The 15349-nt window shown below is 66.6% G+C and carries 13 protein-coding genes; 8 read left to right on the top strand and 5 right to left on the bottom strand.

The features are described 5' to 3' along the window. Positions 1-361: 361 nt before the first annotated feature. Both ACP7AZ_RS09810 and ACP7AZ_RS09805 read left to right on the top strand, forming a co-directional pair. Positions 362-1267 carry an SDR family NAD(P)-dependent oxidoreductase gene (locus tag ACP7AZ_RS09810; RefSeq protein ID WP_426038465.1) on the top strand — a complete coding sequence of 302 codons (906 nt, stop codon included), beginning with the start codon at positions 362-364 and terminating at the stop codon, positions 1265-1267. 118 nt (positions 1268-1385) lie between these two features. Next, positions 1386-2588 (top strand): acetyl-CoA C-acyltransferase, encoded by a 1203-nt coding sequence (locus tag ACP7AZ_RS09805; protein WP_426038463.1) that lies wholly within the window; start codon positions 1386-1388, stop codon positions 2586-2588. A 51-nt stretch (positions 2589-2639) separates the two neighbouring features. Here the strand turns inward: ACP7AZ_RS09805 and ACP7AZ_RS09800 are convergent, their stop codons facing one another. Beyond that, complete coding sequence (locus ACP7AZ_RS09800; RefSeq protein WP_426038461.1) at positions 2640-3362, bottom strand: helix-turn-helix transcriptional regulator; 723 nt, start codon at positions 3360-3362, stop codon at positions 2640-2642. A 112-nt stretch (positions 3363-3474) separates the two neighbouring features. Between ACP7AZ_RS09800 and ACP7AZ_RS09795 the strand changes: the two genes are divergently transcribed. Then, a complete protein-coding gene (locus ACP7AZ_RS09795; protein ID WP_426038458.1) occupies positions 3475-4089 on the top strand; it encodes a glutathione S-transferase family protein in 615 nt (204 codons plus the stop codon). Between the two features lie 6 nt (positions 4090-4095). Here the strand turns inward: ACP7AZ_RS09795 and ACP7AZ_RS09790 are convergent, their stop codons facing one another. The 3 genes from ACP7AZ_RS09790 to otsB form a co-directional block, all read right to left on the bottom strand. Then, on the bottom strand, positions 4096-5523 hold the full coding sequence (locus ACP7AZ_RS09790; RefSeq protein WP_426038456.1) for an alpha,alpha-trehalose-phosphate synthase (UDP-forming): 1428 nt from the start codon (positions 5521-5523) through the stop codon (positions 4096-4098). A gap of 93 nt (positions 5524-5616) precedes the next feature. Continuing rightward, on the bottom strand, positions 5617-7419 hold the full coding sequence (locus ACP7AZ_RS09785) for a glycoside hydrolase family 15 protein (RefSeq protein WP_426038454.1): 1803 nt from the start codon (positions 7417-7419) through the stop codon (positions 5617-5619). Further along, complete coding sequence (gene otsB / locus ACP7AZ_RS09780) at positions 7419-8204, bottom strand: trehalose-phosphatase (RefSeq protein ID WP_426038452.1); 786 nt, start codon at positions 8202-8204, stop codon at positions 7419-7421. The genes ACP7AZ_RS09785 and otsB overlap by 1 nt, the downstream gene beginning before the upstream one ends. A 209-nt stretch (positions 8205-8413) precedes the next feature. Between otsB and ACP7AZ_RS09775 the strand changes: the two genes are divergently transcribed. The 5 genes from ACP7AZ_RS09775 (at position 8414) to ACP7AZ_RS09755 (ending at position 14084) form a co-directional block, all read left to right on the top strand. Next, positions 8414-9409, top strand: coding sequence for a KpsF/GutQ family sugar-phosphate isomerase (locus ACP7AZ_RS09775; RefSeq protein WP_426038450.1), 996 nt, complete (start codon positions 8414-8416; stop codon positions 9407-9409). Between the two features lie 164 nt (positions 9410-9573). Further along, the gene (locus tag ACP7AZ_RS09770; RefSeq protein ID WP_426038448.1) at positions 9574-10941 is read left to right on the top strand and encodes a glycosyltransferase family 4 protein; all 1368 of its coding nucleotides are present in this window, start codon (positions 9574-9576) and stop codon (positions 10939-10941) included. Beyond that, entirely contained in the window at positions 10938-12191 is a 1254-nt protein-coding gene (locus ACP7AZ_RS09765) for a glycosyltransferase family 4 protein (protein WP_426038446.1), read from the top strand. The genes ACP7AZ_RS09770 and ACP7AZ_RS09765 overlap by 4 nt, the downstream gene beginning before the upstream one ends. 71 nt (positions 12192-12262) lie before the next feature. Then, positions 12263-13402 (top strand): polysaccharide biosynthesis/export family protein, encoded by a 1140-nt coding sequence (locus tag ACP7AZ_RS09760; RefSeq protein ID WP_426038444.1) that lies wholly within the window; start codon positions 12263-12265, stop codon positions 13400-13402. A gap of 4 nt (positions 13403-13406) precedes the next feature. Further along, a complete protein-coding gene (locus ACP7AZ_RS09755; protein WP_426038442.1) occupies positions 13407-14084 on the top strand; it encodes a hypothetical protein in 678 nt (225 codons plus the stop codon). On the opposite strand, the gene ACP7AZ_RS09750 is transcribed toward ACP7AZ_RS09755, so the two are convergent. Then, a complete protein-coding gene (locus tag ACP7AZ_RS09750) occupies positions 14085-15086 on the bottom strand; it encodes an LLM class flavin-dependent oxidoreductase (RefSeq protein WP_426038440.1) in 1002 nt (333 codons plus the stop codon). Between the last annotated feature and the right edge of the window lie 263 nt (positions 15087-15349).

Below are 15349 nucleotides of genomic sequence, written 5' to 3'. Positions count from 1 at the left end.
TTCGGCATTCCAGTTCACGCCGTTGCCGGACGCTTCCAGGTTGATGTCGTCGATCTTGTGGTAACCGGCGTCAATCGCGCCGTACCAGCCGTCCGGCTCAGCCGAAGCAGCACCAGCGGCGAAAAGCCCCGCGGCTGCGACGCTGGCGAGAAGTTTCAGCTTCATGTCAGTCCTCATATCGGTGAATGTCCAAAGGCCACGCTTACACGTGACGCTCACCGGGCCGAACGGGAGAGTTGAGCCCAGGTTCCTTATTTCGGTTCGCAATACGGCGACTGTGGCGCCGTTTCAACACATATCCCCCTCTTGGCGAACCTGCGCGGCCTGTTATCAGGGTGAACAGCGATAAGGAGAGGCATCGATGGCTATGCGATTTGACGGCAAGGTGGCGATCGTGACCGGCGCCGGCGGAGGTCTCGGGCGTGAGCATGCCCTGGCCCTGGCGGCGCGCGGCGCCAAGGTGGTGGTCAATGACCTTGGCGTGGCGCGCGATGGCGAGGGTTCGTCTATGAGCCCGGCCCAGGCCGTCGTGGCCGAGATCGAGGCGGCCGGCGGCGAGGCCATGGCCAACGGCGCATCGGTCACGGACTTCGAGGCGGTCAAGGCGATGGTCGCCGAGGCGACCGCGCAGTGGGGCTCGGTCGACATTCTGGTGAACAACGCAGGCGTCCTGCGCGACAAGTCCTTCGCCAAGATGGAGATCGAGGACTTCCGCTTCGTCATGGACGTGCACGTCATGGGCGCGGTGAACTGCACCAAGGCGGTGTGGGACGGGATGCGCGAGCGCAACTACGGCCGCATCGTCATGACCACCTCGTCGTCGGGCCTCTACGGCAATTTTGGGCAGGCCAACTACGGCGCGGCCAAGATGGCGCTGGTGGGCTTCATGCAGACCCTGGCCATCGAGGGGGCCAAGAACGACATCCGCGTCAACTGCCTCGCGCCGACCGCCCATACCCGCATGACCGAGGACCTCGGCGCGCGCCTGCCGCTGGAGGCCCTGGGCCCGGAACTGGTGTCGCCGGGCCTGCTGTATCTTGTCAGCCAGGACTCACCGACGCGCTGCATCCTCGCCGCCGGCGCCGGCGGCTTCGAGCGCGCCTATGTCACCCTGACACAGGGCGTCCGCATTGTCGGCGAGGATGCGCCGGAACAGGTCGAGGCCCGGTTCGAAGCCATCTCGGACCGCACCGGCGAGATCGTACCGGAGATGGGCGCCGCCCAGGGCATGATCGAACTCACCAAGGCGCAGAAGGCGCACAGCTGATATGCCGAACCGACCCGTAAAATGACCAACAAAAGGTCCGTCAAACCGACCAGAATTTCGGTCAAACCGATCAATCAAATCGCCAAGGTCGCCAAAGGCGACCGGCAGGGAGAGAACAATGCGTGAAGCGGTAATCGTATCGACGGCCAGAACGCCAATCGGGCGCGCCTATCGAGGGGCCTTCAACGACACCCAGGCCCAGCAACTCGGCGCCCATGCCGTCAGGCATGCGGTCGAACGCGCCGGGATCGACCCGGCCGAGGTCGAGGACGTCGTGATGGGCGCGGCCCTGCAGCAGGGCTCGACCAACCAGAACGTCGCCCGCCAGATCGCGCTGGCCGCCGGCCTGCCTTCGACCGTCGCGGGCATGACCATCGATCGCCAGTGCGCCTCGGGCCTGATGGGGATCGCCACGGCGGCGAAACAGGTGGTGTTCGACCAGCAGAAGGTCGCCGTCGGCGGCGGCCTGGAATCCATCTCCCTGGTCCAGAACCAGCACATGAACCTGTACCGGATGAAGGACGAGGCGCTGCTGAAGCTGTCGCCCCACATCTATATGTCGATGCTGGAGACCGCCGAGGTGGTGTCACGCCGCTATGGCATCAGCCGCGATCGCCAGGACGAATACGCCCTGCAGTCGCAGCAGAGGACAGCCGCAGCCCAGGAGGCCGGCCGTTTCGATGCCGAGATCGTGCCGATGACCACGACCATGCAGGTCGTCGACAAGGCGACCGGTCAGGCCTCTGCCAAGGAGGTCACCCTGTCGAAGGACGAGGGCAACCGCGCCGACACTACCCTGGAGGGCCTGAAGTCGCTGAAGCCCGTCTTCGGCGGCGGCGAGGAGATCCAGCAGGGCGAATTCATCACCGCCGGCAACGCCTCCCAGCTGTCGGACGGCGCTTCGGCTTCGGTGATCATGGAGGCCGGCGAAGCTGTCCGCCACGGCCTTCAGCCGCTCGGCGCCTATCGCGGCATGGTCGTCGCCGGCTGCGAGCCTGACGAGATGGGCATCGGCCCGGTCTACGCCATACCCAAGCTGCTCAAGCGCCACGGCCTGACCATGGACGACATCGGCATCTGGGAGCTGAATGAGGCCTTCGCTGCGCAGGTGCTCTACTGCGCAGACACCCTGGGCATTCCGATGGACCGTCTCAACGTCTCGGGCGGCGCCATCTCGATCGGCCACCCCTATGGCATGTCAGGCGCCCGCATGGCCGGCCACGTCCTGATCGAAGGCAAGCGTCGCGGCGCCAAATATGGCGTGGTGACCATGTGCATCGGCGGCGGACAGGGTGCGGCCGGTCTGTTCGAAATCTACTGATCCGCTCAGACGCCGACATCCGGAAGCGGATGTCGGCGTCGAAGGCCCTGCTTAGGAATTCGCCACTTTTTGGTCGGCCAAGAACCGGCGCCGCTCCGCCTCCATCATCGCCTGACAGCGTGCTCGCAGTTGCGCCGGGCGGCCGGGGAAACGGTCATCGAGGAAGGTCGCCTCCACCACCCGGGCGGTGCGGAAGGTGCGGAAGTCGTTGCGGCTCTCGCACCAGGCGACCAGCAGCCGTGTCGTCTCACGATAGCCGATCAGCAGCGGCCAGACGGTCCGCAGCGAGGCCCGGTCTTCCTGATCGCGATAGTCCAGCTTGACCTTCCGCCCCGTATGGATCCAGGCCCGCAACTGAGCCATGTCGAGCACCTCGACCTCGTGCGTTTTCCACATGGCGGAGGTCACCGCCGGCTCCAGGACCACCGGGCGCAGGCGTTTGGGAACGGTGGCTGCGATCTTGGCGATCAGGTCGCGGGCCGCCCGCGCCAGGGCCGGGTCTCCCCTGCCCGCCACCCACTGGGCGCCGAGCACCGCCGCCTCGACCTCGTCGGATGTCAGCATCAGGGGCGGCATGTCGAAGCCGCTATCCAGCACATAGCCGATGCCCGCCTCGCCCCGGATTGGCACCCGCTGGCCCATCAGGGCGGCGATGTCGCGATAAACGCTGCGTTTGGACGTCTCCAGCTCGACCGCGATCGATTCCGCCGTCACGGGTTGGGAGCTGCGCCGAAGCAACTGGACGATCTGGAACAGGCGGTCTGCGCGTCTCATCTGTGTACCGTACCGGACGACTGCTGACAGCATGCTGGCAGCAGGGTGGCGGTAGTCAATCTCTCACGGCCAAGGCGGTCCCGCCGAGGCTCATAGGATCGGAGAGAAAGTCATGCTGACCCTGTTTCACGCCCCGCAATCACGCTCGTCGCGGATCGTCTGGCTGATCGAGGAACTAGGAGCCCCCGCCCGCATCGAATATTGCAAAATCGCCCACCGCGATGGTCAGAAGGTCGGCGAGCCGGACGTCAAGAATCCGCACCCGGATGGCAAGGTCCCGGCCCTGACGCACGACGGCGCCTTGATCACGGAATCGGCCGCTGTGGCCCTCTATCTGACCGACCTGTTTCCGGAGGTCGGGCTCGGCGCCCTGCCCGGTTCGCCGGAGCGTGGGCCTCTGCTGACGTGGCTCGCATGGGCGGCGGGCGAACTGGAGCCGGCGGTCTGGAGCAAGATGACCGGCGAGGCGGATCGCGATCCGATGGCAAAGGCCCGTTATGAAGCGGCTGTCGGTCGGCTACTCGAGACGCTGTGGGAAGGCCCTTGGCTGATGGGCGACCGGTTCACCGTGGCGGACGTGATGATCGGTTCGTCGCTCGGCTGGGCCCGGCTCGCCTTCCCGGACAGCCCCTTGCTGGACGCCTATGCCGAGCGGCTGGCACAGCGGCCGGCCCGCATCCGGGCGGACGCCAGAGACGCGGCGGACGCGGTGCTCGAAGCCGTCTGATCGACCTCAGGCGGCGTCGGCGTGATCTTGATGGAAGGGTGCGTCCCCGTCGCCAACGATCTCCACCGCTTTAAGGGCACCGACGAAACTGTCGCGCCAGATGCCGACATCGGTGTCGCGCACCACCTGCATCAGGGCCTCCCATTTCCGTACCCGCTCGGCCAACGGCATAGTCAGGGCATTCTTGATCGCGTCGGCGACTTCCTCGCGACTGAACGGATTAACCAGAAGGGCCTCGCCCATCTGTTCGGCCGCGCCGGCGAAGCGGGACAGGATCAGGACCCCGGGATCGTCCGGGTTCTGGGCGGCGACATATTCCTTGGCCACCAGGTTCATGCCGTCGCGCAGGGGGGTGACCAGACAGACCTTGGCGGCGCGATAGATACCGGCCAGCTGGTCCCGGCGGAAGCTGCGGTTCAGATAGCGGATCGGCTGCCAGTCCATGTCGGCGAACTCGCCGTTTATGCGGCCGGCCAGAGCGTCGAGCCGCGCCCGGATGTCCTGATAGCTGTCGACGTCGTCGCGACTGATCGGCGTCACCTGCACCAGGAAGACATCGCCGCGCATGTCGGGATTGTCCTGAAGGAACTGCTCGTAACCGACCATTCGCTCCTCGAGTCCCTTCGAGTAGTCGAGTCGGTCGACGCCCACCATCATGGAGCGGAAGGCGGCCGAGGCCGCCATTCGGTCATAGGTGCGCCGCCCCTCGCGCGAGTTCCGGGCCTCGGCGAACCCCTGGACGTCGATGCCGATGGGGAAGACGCCGATCCGCACCTTGCGGTCGAAGGCCTCCAAGCCGCCGTAGCCGGCCAGTTCGCCGCGCGCCTCGGAGATCACATAGTCGCGGAACAGGTCGAGCCATTCCTGCGTCTGGAACCCGATCAGATCGTAGGCGAACAGGCTCTCCACCAGGCGTCGATGATGCGGCAGGGTCACCAGCAGCTGACGCGCCGGCCAGGGCGTGTGCAGGAAGAAACCGATCCGGTTCTTGATCCCCAGCCTGCGCAGATCCCGCGCCATCGGGATCAGGTGATAGTCGTGGATCCAGATGACGTCGTCCGGCTCGATCAACGGAGCCAGAACCTCGGCGAACCGCCCGTTCACCCGCTCATACCCTTCGCCATAGGACCGTTCGTAGGCGGTCAGATCGACCCGGTGGTGGAACAAGGGCCACAGGGTCTTGTTGGCGTAGCCATTATAATATTCCTCGACGTCCTGAGCTTCGAGATCGACCAGGGCGACGGTGATGCCCGCCCGATCCTCGATCTTCAGTTCGCCGGTGAACTGCTCAGTCGTTTCTCCGGACCAGCCGAACCACAGGCCATCGTATTTTCTGAGAGCGGCTGAAAGGGCCATGGCCAAGCCGCCGGCCGAGCCAGCCGCAGGATCGACAGGCGCCGAGACCCGGTTGGACACAACAATAAGACGTGACATGCCACCCCAACGCCAAGGCCAAGGTTTGGCTGCAACGCAACATCGTGAACCGCCTCGGGGTTGACACGATGCGGACCGGAAAAAGCGCCCGATTCAGCGAACGGCCGTCCACGACCGACTGAGCAGGACCGCGCAGTTAATGATCCCGGCCAGCGAATAGGTCTGGGGATAATTGCCCCACAGCTCGCTGTCGCCGAGCGAGATGTCCTCGCTGAGCAGGCCCGCATGGGTTCGGCGACTGAGCATCTGCTCGAAGATCTCCCGCGCCTCCTCGGTCCGGCCGTTCATATGCAGGGCCTCGATGAACCAGAAGGTGCAGAGGTTGAACGCGGTTTCAGGCTCGCCGAAGTCGTCCGGCTCGACGTAGCGGAACAGGTAGGGGCCCTTCTTCAGATCCCGTTCGATGGCGTCGAAAGTGGCCACCTGGCGCGGATCCTGCGGATCGAGGAAGCCCAGGTCGACAAGCTGCAACAGGGAGGCGTCCACCTCCTTGCCGCCGAAGCTGGCGCCGAACCGGCCCTCTTCAGGAATGAAGGCTTCGGCCTCGATCCGTTCGCGGATGATGCGGGCGCGATCGTTCCAGACCTCGGCCCGCGGTTCCAGACCCAGCTTGTGCGCCGCCTTGGACAGACGGTCGCAGGCGGCCCAACACATGACCGACGAATAGGTATGGACCCGGGCGATGGTCCGGAACTCCCATAGACCCGCGTCCGTCTGGTCGTGCATGGCGAAGGCTCGGTCGCCGACCTTCTCCAGCGCAAAGAAGTCCTCGATCGACCCGGGCCGCAGCAGACGCTGGTCGTAGAAAGCCTGAACCAGCGGCAGAACGATCTGGCCGTAGACGTCGTGCTGCAGGTGTTCGCGGGCCTGATTGCCGACGCGAACCGGCTTCATGCCGAGATAGCCTTCGACCGAGGTGACGATCCGTTCGTCGATGTTCTCCTCGAGGCCCACGCCATAGACGGGCTGGACGTGGCCGCCCGCTGAGGAATCCACGAGGTTCCTCAGATAGACGAGATAGTTCTCCAGGATGTCGTCTGCGCCCAGCCGGTTCAGGGCGCGGACGGTGTAATAGGCGTCCCGGATCCAGCAGTAGCGGTAGTCCCAGTTGCGTCCGCTCTCCGGAAACTCGGGCACCGAAGTCGTCATGGCGGCGACGATGGCTCCAGTCTCCTCATAGGCGCAGAGCTTGAGCGTGATTGCCGCCCGGATCACCGCCTCCTGATAGTCCAACGGGATGTAGAGGGTGCGGACCCAGTCCTTCCAGTAGGCCACCGTGCGATCCAGGGTCGCCGAGACGCCCGGTCCGACCTCCTGATCGTAGCCTTCGTCAGGGCCGAGAAAGAAGGCCATCGACCGTTCCAGCCGGAACGTCCGTTCCTCGAGCACATGCGATACCGGACAGTCGGTCGTGAGCCTCAGGGTGACGTCGGTGCACAGATAGCGAATGTGGTTGGAGCCGCTCGTCAGCTCCGCCCGGCGCGCACCCCAGTCGGCGGACGGCCTCAGCCGCACCCGGATGCGCGGCGCGCCGTCGAGAGGCCTCACGATTCGGGCGAAGGCCAACGGCCGGTAGGTCCGCGAATGCTTCATGTGACGGGGAGCGAAGTCGATGATCTCGACCGCCGCGCCATCCTCGGCCGTCAGCACCGTGCGCAGGACCGGGGTGTTGGGGATATAGGCCTGACTGACGTGTTTCAGCCCCTCGAGTTCGATGTCCCAGAAGCCGTGGTCAGGCACCACGCCGTTCATCAGGGCGGAAAAGACCGGGTCACCGTCCACCCGTGGGGCGCAGGCCCAGACGAAACGGCCGTTGCGATCGATCAGGGCCGAGAGGGCGCAATTGCCGATGGGGGCGAGGTCGAGCGAGGGGCGCCGGGGTGAGGCCAGGGTCATCAGCCCGCCGCTCCGTCTGCAGAAACGTCGGAGGCCACGGCCTCAAGCCAGTCCATCACCGCCGAAACATCGCGCAACCCATAGCGTGCGGAGGTCGCCCGATATGGCCCGACCAGCACTCCGAAGCCACCCAGGGCCACGGCGGCGCGAAAGCCCGCCTCGTCGGTCAGATCGTCGCCCAGCATGACGGGAAGGGCGCCCGCGAACGGCGGCTCGGCCATGAAGGCCGTGACCGCTGTGCCCTTGTCGGAGCCGGGCGTGCGCAACTCCAGCACCATATGACCGGGCTGGAGCATCAGGCCCGTGGTCTGGGCGAGCTCGCGCGCCAGGACCAGGGCTTCGTCCGCGCTGGCGGGCGACTGGCGGAAGTGAAGGCCGGCTGAAATGGCCTTGTCCTCAACGATTACGCCGGGGCGGTCGGCGGCGAAGCGGCGGAAGGCGGCCAGGGCGTGGGCCACGCCGGGGGAGGCCTTCGGCCGATCCACCGCGCCGTCCCGACGCCGCCTTTCGAGGCCGTGCACGCCGGCAGCCGAGGGGGAAGCGCTGCCGGCGATCCGGTCGATCTCGCCGAGCGTCCGTCCGCTGACGATCGCCATTCGCCCATCCAGCGCCTGATCCAGGCGGCTCAGGACCGCCGTGCGCCTCGGGTCGGCCAGTACGGCGTCCGGGGTCGGTGCCATGGGAGCCAGCACCCCGTCCATATCCAGGAACAGGGCCAGCGGCCGCTCCATCACCACGGGTGGCGTGAGCAGAATTTCGACGAGCGTTCCGGTATCTGACGGCATGAGTATCCAGGTTTGGTTGACGGCCCCACAGATCTAAACGCGCCGGTCCGGCAAAGGTTGAGCGGCTTTTGTCTGAACTTGCGTTGCATCCACCCGTCATCCCGTCGGACGCTCCCCTGACCCTCCATTGTGAAACCGCGCCGGATGGGGCAATTCCGCTCCATTCAACGACAGACGCCGGCAAAGGGCGCCGCAGCAGGATCAGCGCCATGCCCCTCGATATGCCCGCATCGTCTCCCGCTGTCGTCGGCGTCATGACGGACCGCGCGCGCGAGGTGATCCGGCTGAACATTGAGGCCCTGCAGGCGCTTGAGCGGACGGTGGATTCCAGCATCGCGCGCGCCTGCGACGTGATCCTGTCGCGGCACGGCTATGTTGTCGTCACCGGCATGGGCAAGTCGGGCCATATCGGAGGCAAGATCGCCGCGACCTTGGCCTCGACCGGCACCAACGCCTTCTTCGTCCACCCGGCCGAGATGAGCCACGGCGATCTCGGCATGCTGCGCGGCGACACCACGCTTCTGGCCATCTCCAGCTCCGGCGAGAGCCGCGAACTGCGTGATCCCCTCCTTTTCTGCCAGCGGAACGACATCCCGGTCATCGGCATGACGCAACGCGGATCCTCCTTCCTGGCCCGGATGTCGGCCGTGCCGCTGGTCATGCCCAGCGTGGCCGAGGCCTGCGCCAACGGCCTGGCGCCCACAACCTCGACCCTGATGACCCTGGCCTTGGGCGACGCCCTGGCGATGGTGCTGATGGACCGGCGTGGATTCTCGGCCATGGATTTCGGCCTGCACCACCCGGGCGGTTCCCTGGGCATGAGCCTGCAAAGCGTACGCGAATGGATGGGCGACAATCATGCGCCGCCGCCGACCGTTCCTCTGGATGCCGTCTTCGCCGAGCTGGTCGCCCGCATCACCGAGGGCCGCAAGGGTGCGGTCGCCGTGCTCGATTCCGACGGATCCCTGGCCGGGATGATCACGGACGGCGACATCCGCCGCGCCTTCGCACAGGATATCAGCCGCATCACCGCCGCCGACATCATGAGCAAGTCGCCGATCACCGTCTCGCCCGACCAGAGGATGAGCGACGTCGTCGACCTGCTGACGGCCAACAAGATCTCGAACCTGTTCGTGATCCAGGACGACCGACCTGTCGCCATCGTCCATGTCGCCGAACTGATGCAGGCGGGCTACGTCTCCTGACAGCAGGGCCGCTTGCGGTTGACCCCCGCCGGGCAAGGGTCTACCCCGCAAGCCAGCCGCGCGACGCTTCCGCCGGTCCGGAAAAACCACGCCGAAGGCTGGATTTGGATACGTCGCCTGATGTCGCGGAGCGGTCCGTTCGCTCTGATCTCTCTAGCGTTTTCGTGAGCGACGCGCCCGTGACGCCTGTGGGCGCGCCGAGCGTCGCCTCGCCGTTGAAGTCACGTTCCACGATCTGTGTCGACGGGTTCAACATGGCCCTCGCAAAGGGGTCTGGCATTGCCACCTACGGCCGCAATCTGCTGTCGACCCTCGGCCAGCTGGGGATGCACGGACAGGTTCTGTACGGGCCCTCCGCGAAGCGGTCGTCCAGCAACGTCGTGAATGAGGCCGTCCTTGTCGATCCGGATCGGCCGGGCCCGAAGGTCAAGAAGTTCGATCGTTTTCTTCGCACCTTCACCAGCCGGTTCGGCCAGTCGGCCTGGCCGATCACGCCCAGCGGCGAAGTCGTCTGGCCGTCGCGCGGCGGTGGCCGACCGGAAGCGACCGCCTACTGGGCGGCCCAGGACCTGTTTCAGGTCTCCAACCGCTGCTTCAACGCCTACGGCAAGGTGACGCCGGTCGACTTCGCGTGCTCCGGCGAGGTCAGGCGGCCCGACGCTATGCAATGGACCGCAACCCTGCCACTGTACGCACGCGGCGTGCCCAACATCTACACGATCCACGACCTGATCCCGCTGCGCCTGCCGCACACGACGCTGGACGACAAGGCGACCTACATGGCGCTGTGTAAGATGATCGCCCGGCGCGCCGACCACATCGCCGTTGTGTCGGAAACGACGCGCCAGGACGTGATCCGCCTGCTGGAAGTCTCCGAGGATCGCGTCACCAACACCTATCAGGCGGTGCATCTGCCCGAAGCGCTGACCAGCCGCACCCAGGCCGATGTGACCATCGAACTGGAAGGCGTCTTTAACCTCGGCTGGAAGGATTATTTCCTTCATTTCGGCGCCATCGAGCCCAAGAAGAACCTCGGCCGGATCGTCGAGGCCTATCTGGCCTCCGGTCTGGAGACGCCGCTGGTCATCGTCGGCGGCCGCGCCTGGCTCGACGAGGGCGAGACCGCCCTTCTGAACCAGGTCATGCGCGACGGAGGGCCTAGCGCGCAGCGCATCCGACGCTATGAATACATGCCCTTCTCGTTGCTGATCAGCCTGATCCGCGGCGCCAAGGCCACCCTGTTCCCTTCGCTCTACGAGGGCTTCGGCCTGCCGGTGCTGGAATCGATGGCCCTGTCCACCGCCGTTCTGACTTCCACCGGCGGCTCCCTTCCGGAAGTCGCGGGAGATGCGGCCATCAGCGTCGACCCCTATGACGTCCAGGCCATGACGCGAGGCCTTCGCGCGCTCGACGCCGATGAGGCGTTGCGGGACGATCTCGTCCGCCGAGGCCTGACCCAGGCCGCGAAATTCTCGGTCGAGGCCTATCAGGGTCGGCTGTCCGCAATGTACGGCCGCCTCGGCCTGTCGTGACCCGATCGGTTCTCTTCGACGCCAGCCGGCTGTTAAGTCGGGTCGAACGGACCGCGCCGACCGGGGTGGACCGCGTCTGCCTGGCCTATGCCGAATGGCTGCTGTCCCTGCCCGGCGTCCAGGTCACGCCGGTCCGGGGCCGCAACGATCAACTGGTCGTCGTCGATGAGGCCTGGTTCCGCGAATGCGTCGCCACCCTGCGATCGCGCTGGACCGGCGCCTTCTTCGAACGTTCCCTGACTGAGGACGAGATGCGGCTGATGACCGCGCTCAGCAGCGATACGAAGGCGGCCGAGTCCGTCATCGGCAAGCCGCCGACCGATCCGGCGCGGCCCCCGGGACGCCGCCGGCGAGTGTGGAAGCAGTTCTTCCGCTCGCAGTGGATCCAGAAGCTGCCGGACAGCACCCTGTACTTCAATGTGGGTCACACGGGGCTGGGCGACGACCGCATCTTGAGTGAGTTGCGCGACCGAGGTATCGAGCGGATCGTCTTCCTGCACGACCTGATCCCGATCACCCACCCCGAGTTCTGCCGGCCGGGAGACCGGGACAAGCACCGCCAGCGGGTGCTGAACACGCTAAACACCGCCTCCCGGATCGTGGTCAACTCCTGCTATACGGCCGATGAGCTGGCCGCCTTCGCCGCGCGCGAAGGCGTGACCCCGCCGCCGATCCACGCCGTCCACCTGGGGCTGGAGCCTACCTTCCTGACGCCTCTGACGGCTGCGACGCCCCGGCCCTATTTCGTGCACATCGGCACGATCGAGGCGCGCAAGAACCTGGCCTTCCTGCTGACCATCTGGCGACGACTTTACGAACGGATGGGCGACGCGGCGCCCCAACTTGTTCTGGTCGGTCGATACGGCTGGGAGAACGAGGCGGTTCTGGATCATCTGGAGCGCTCGCCAGCCCTTCGCGGCTTGGTGCATCAGGCTTCCGACCTGCCCGACTCGGCCCTCGCGACCCTGATGGCCAGCGCTCGGGCTCTGGTCGCGCCGTCCTCGGTCGAAGGCTTCGACCTGCCGGCGGTCGAGGCCTCCGCCCTGGGCGTGCCCCTGATCGCCTCCGACATCCCCGTGCACCGCGAACTGGTGCCGGACGCCCAGCTGATTGATCCGCTCGACGGGCTGGGCTGGCTCGACGCTTTGGAAGGGGCCACCAGACACCCTCCGAAAGCGACGCCATTTACCGCCCCGACCTGGGACCGTCACTTCGCCGAGGTCGGTCGCCGGGTCGGTCTGTCGCAGTGATCCCAGTTGGCGCTGGCGGGGCGGGTCAAAGGCCGATATTCACCAACCGGGGCTTTCGAAGTACGGAAATCATGACGCGTTCTCTGCTCGCACTCCTGATCGCGTCCATTCTGGCAGGGTGCTCGACCCTGCCGAGGGACGGTCCGTCGAACCGCGCCGTCGTGCGTGGCGCGACTGAAAACGCCGATTATGCGATTGTCGATCTGGACTACGCCGCCGCCGAGCGAATCAAGGCGGTGGCTGACCAGACTTTCGGTTCGCTGGCCGGCGCCGCCAGCCTGGCCCCCGTCGATGTCATCGGCGAAGGCGATCAGTTGGCGATTGCCATCTATGAACCCAGCGGTGCCCTGTTCGGCGGCGGCGGCGGCAATGATGGTATTCGCTCCGGCAACCAGACGCTGCCGGCCGTCGTCGTGGACCGGAACGGCAATGTCGCCGTCCCGTTCGCGGGTCCGGTCCGGGTCTCCGGCCTGACGACGACCGAGGCCGCCGGCGCGATCCGGCGCGCCTTGATCGGCCGCGTCGGCAACCCCCAGGTCAGCGTGACCCTGGCCACCAATGTCTCCAACGCCGTCACGGTTCTGGGCGAGGTGAAACAACCCGGTCGGGCGCCGCTCTCGACCAACGCCGATACGATCCTGGACGTGATCGCGGCCGCCGGCGGCGCCTCGCGGCCCAGCCAGGATGTCGAGGTGCAGATCCGGCGCGGCGACCAGACCTTCGTCGCCCCTCTTACGGCCGTCACCACCCGGTTCGCCGAGAATATCCGCCTGCAGAGCGGCGACCAGATCAATCTGGTCTACCAGCCGCGCCGGTTCTCCTCCTTCGGCGCCTTGGGCGCCGTGACGCAGCAGGACATGCCGGCCGGCGATCTGACCCTGGCGGACGCACTCAGCCGCTCCGGCGGCCTGAACGATGGCGCGGCAAACGCCCGCTCTGTGCTGATCTTCCGCTTCGAGCGGCCCGAGGTCGCCCAGGCGCTGGGCCTGACCCAGCCGGCGACGCCGAAAGGCGTGCCCGTCGTCTACCGTCTGAACCTGGAAGAGGGTGTCGGATTCTTCACGGCCTCCAGCTTCCTGATCCAGCCCAACGACATCATCTACGCACCTCGCGCCTTGTCCGCCGAAGTCGGCAAGTTCTTCGGCCTCGTGCAACAGGTCACTCGCGTCGTCTACGATCTGTCCGTGACGAGCACCCTGAACAACAACTGACCCGATGCCCGCTTGGCGAGAGTGGCTTCTGGGCAATCGCGGACGCGGCGACCGCAAGACGGCGCTCGTGGTCGCGGGAGACCTGTGGGAGCGGGCGGGACGACGCGCGCCCGCCACCCTGCCCGCCATCGCCGAGGTCGAGGCCAGCGCGTTGCAGGTCTATGCCGATCACGGCCTGCCCACGCAGCACGGCCACTATCAACGCGCGCCCGGCGCCCCCGAATGGACCTGGCTGGCGGAAGAGCTTCCCGCCGAACTGCGCTGGGCCATGGTCCTGGAACGGCCGCCCGAGCAGGGCTGGCGTTACGCCACACTGGAGGATATCGGCCGGTTCCCCGGGGCGTCGGGCGAGCTTCTGGCCGCGGCGAACCTGCTCGCCGAGTGTCGTCATCTGAAGGACCGGCTGACGGGGCGCGAACCGGGCGAACCCGGCGACGACATCCAGACCGCCATCCGGTTGGGTTTTGAATGGCATGCCCTGAAGGACGCCATGGCTTGGAAGGAGAAGGCGCGCCTGAAGCTCACCACTCCTTCGGACGCCTTGTCGGCTCCGCTGTCTGAGGCCGAACCAACAGCTTCGGCTGTCCCTGACCGTCAGCCGAACCTGGACCTCGAAGCCACGCCTGCGCCTGTCAAACCGCCGCGCAAGCCTCGAAAACCCCGCAAGGCGAAGGCCAGCTGATCAGGCCGCGGCCCGACCGTCCGTCGTCGCCTCGGCCAGCAGTTCCAGCGAGCGGACGCGAGCGCCGTGGTCCCAGATCTGGCTTGTGATCATCAGCTCGTCCGCGCCCGTGGTGACCGTAAAGGCCTCGATCGCCGCCCGCACCGTCGCGGGCGATCCGACAGCCGAACAGGCCAAGGCCTGACCGATCATGGCGCGCTCGCCGTCTCCCAGGCTTTCGGCGTATCCGTCCCGCGGCGGCGGCAGCTTGCCCGGACGGCCGCTCCTCAGGTTCACGAAGGCCTGCTGGACCGAGCTGAACAGCAGCCGGGCGGCCTCGTCCGTCTGGGCGGCGAAGACGTTGTAGCCCAGCATCAGATACGGCTTCTCCAGCCGCGCCGACGGCCGGAAGGTCTCGCGATAGATGCGGATCGCAGACATCATCTCCGACGGCGCGAAATGGCTGGCGAAGGCATAGGGCAGGCCCAGATGGGCGGCCAGTTGGGCGCCGTAGGTCGAGGATCCCAGGATCCACACCGGAACATCCTGGCCCTCGCCGGGGTTGGCGCGGATGCGCTGATCCTCCGTCGCCGCCTCGAACCAGTGCATCAGCTCCATGACGTCCTGCGGGAAGCTGTCGATGTCGCCTTGAAGGGTCCGCCTGAGGGCGCGGGCGGTGGCCTGGTCGGACCCGGGCGCGCGGCCCAGGCCCAGGTCGATGCGGCCGGGATAAAGGGCGTTCAGCGTGCCGAACTGTTCGGCGATCACCAGCGGCGCATGGTTGGGCAGCATGACCCCGCCGGCGCCGACACGGATGGTCTTCGTCGCTGCGGCCACGGCGCCGATGACGACCGAGGTCGCGGCCGACGCGATACCGGCCATGTTGTGGTGCTCGGCCAGCCAGTAGCGATTGTAACCCAGGCGCTCGGCATGCCGGGCCAGGTCCAGGGTGTTGGCCAGCGCCTGGGAGACGCTGGAGCCCTCGGGCACCGGCGCGAGATCAAGAACAGAGAGTGTTGCCATCCCCGCCATATGGGGACGGTGCACGCCCCCGCAATCAGCAACGTCGCGTCGGCCGGGCCGGGCCGGGCCGGGCAAGGCTTCGTCCGATGTCCGGACGCAAAACACCCTGACGACACGGACGAAACGGACGAAGTCGCCGCTGTTCACACTCTCCGCGAGCCGTGGAAGGGATTGTACCTCAGCCGCAGACCAAGGCGCGCTCAAACCCGAAAACGGCCCGCAAAGCCCGGCGCGGCGTTATTCCGGCCGTCGAACAAGATTTT

This window comes from Brevundimonas sp. DC300-4, assembly GCF_049897365.1.
GTDB lineage: Bacteria > Pseudomonadota > Alphaproteobacteria > Caulobacterales > Caulobacteraceae > Brevundimonas.
Note: the sequence above shows the minus strand (reverse complement) of the source record. Positions and strands in the feature narration are given on the sequence as shown.

Bases quoted from the DNA above. Each gene is read 5' to 3' on its own strand.
- ACP7AZ_RS09810 (WP_426038465.1), top strand. From the start codon at position 362: ATGGCTATGCGATTTGACGGCAAGGTGGCGATCGTGACCGGCGCCGGC.
- ACP7AZ_RS09805 (WP_426038463.1), top strand. From the start codon at position 1,386: ATGCGTGAAGCGGTAATCGTATCGACGGCCAGAACGCCAATCGGGCGC.
- ACP7AZ_RS09800 (WP_426038461.1), bottom strand. From the start codon at position 3,362: ATGAGACGCGCAGACCGCCTGTTCCAGATCGTCCAGTTGCTTCGGCGC.
- ACP7AZ_RS09795 (WP_426038458.1), top strand. From the start codon at position 3,475: ATGCTGACCCTGTTTCACGCCCCGCAATCACGCTCGTCGCGGATCGTC.
- ACP7AZ_RS09790 (WP_426038456.1), bottom strand. From the start codon at position 5,523: ATGTCACGTCTTATTGTTGTGTCCAACCGGGTCTCGGCGCCTGTCGAT.
- ACP7AZ_RS09785 (WP_426038454.1), bottom strand. From the start codon at position 7,419: ATGACCCTGGCCTCACCCCGGCGCCCCTCGCTCGACCTCGCCCCCATC.
- otsB (WP_426038452.1), bottom strand. From the start codon at position 8,204: ATGCCGTCAGATACCGGAACGCTCGTCGAAATTCTGCTCACGCCACCC.
- ACP7AZ_RS09775 (WP_426038450.1), top strand. From the start codon at position 8,414: ATGCCCCTCGATATGCCCGCATCGTCTCCCGCTGTCGTCGGCGTCATG.
- ACP7AZ_RS09760 (WP_426038444.1), top strand. From the start codon at position 12,263: ATGACGCGTTCTCTGCTCGCACTCCTGATCGCGTCCATTCTGGCAGGG.
- ACP7AZ_RS09755 (WP_426038442.1), top strand. From the start codon at position 13,407: ATGCCCGCTTGGCGAGAGTGGCTTCTGGGCAATCGCGGACGCGGCGAC.
- ACP7AZ_RS09750 (WP_426038440.1), bottom strand. From the start codon at position 15,086: ATGGCAACACTCTCTGTTCTTGATCTCGCGCCGGTGCCCGAGGGCTCC.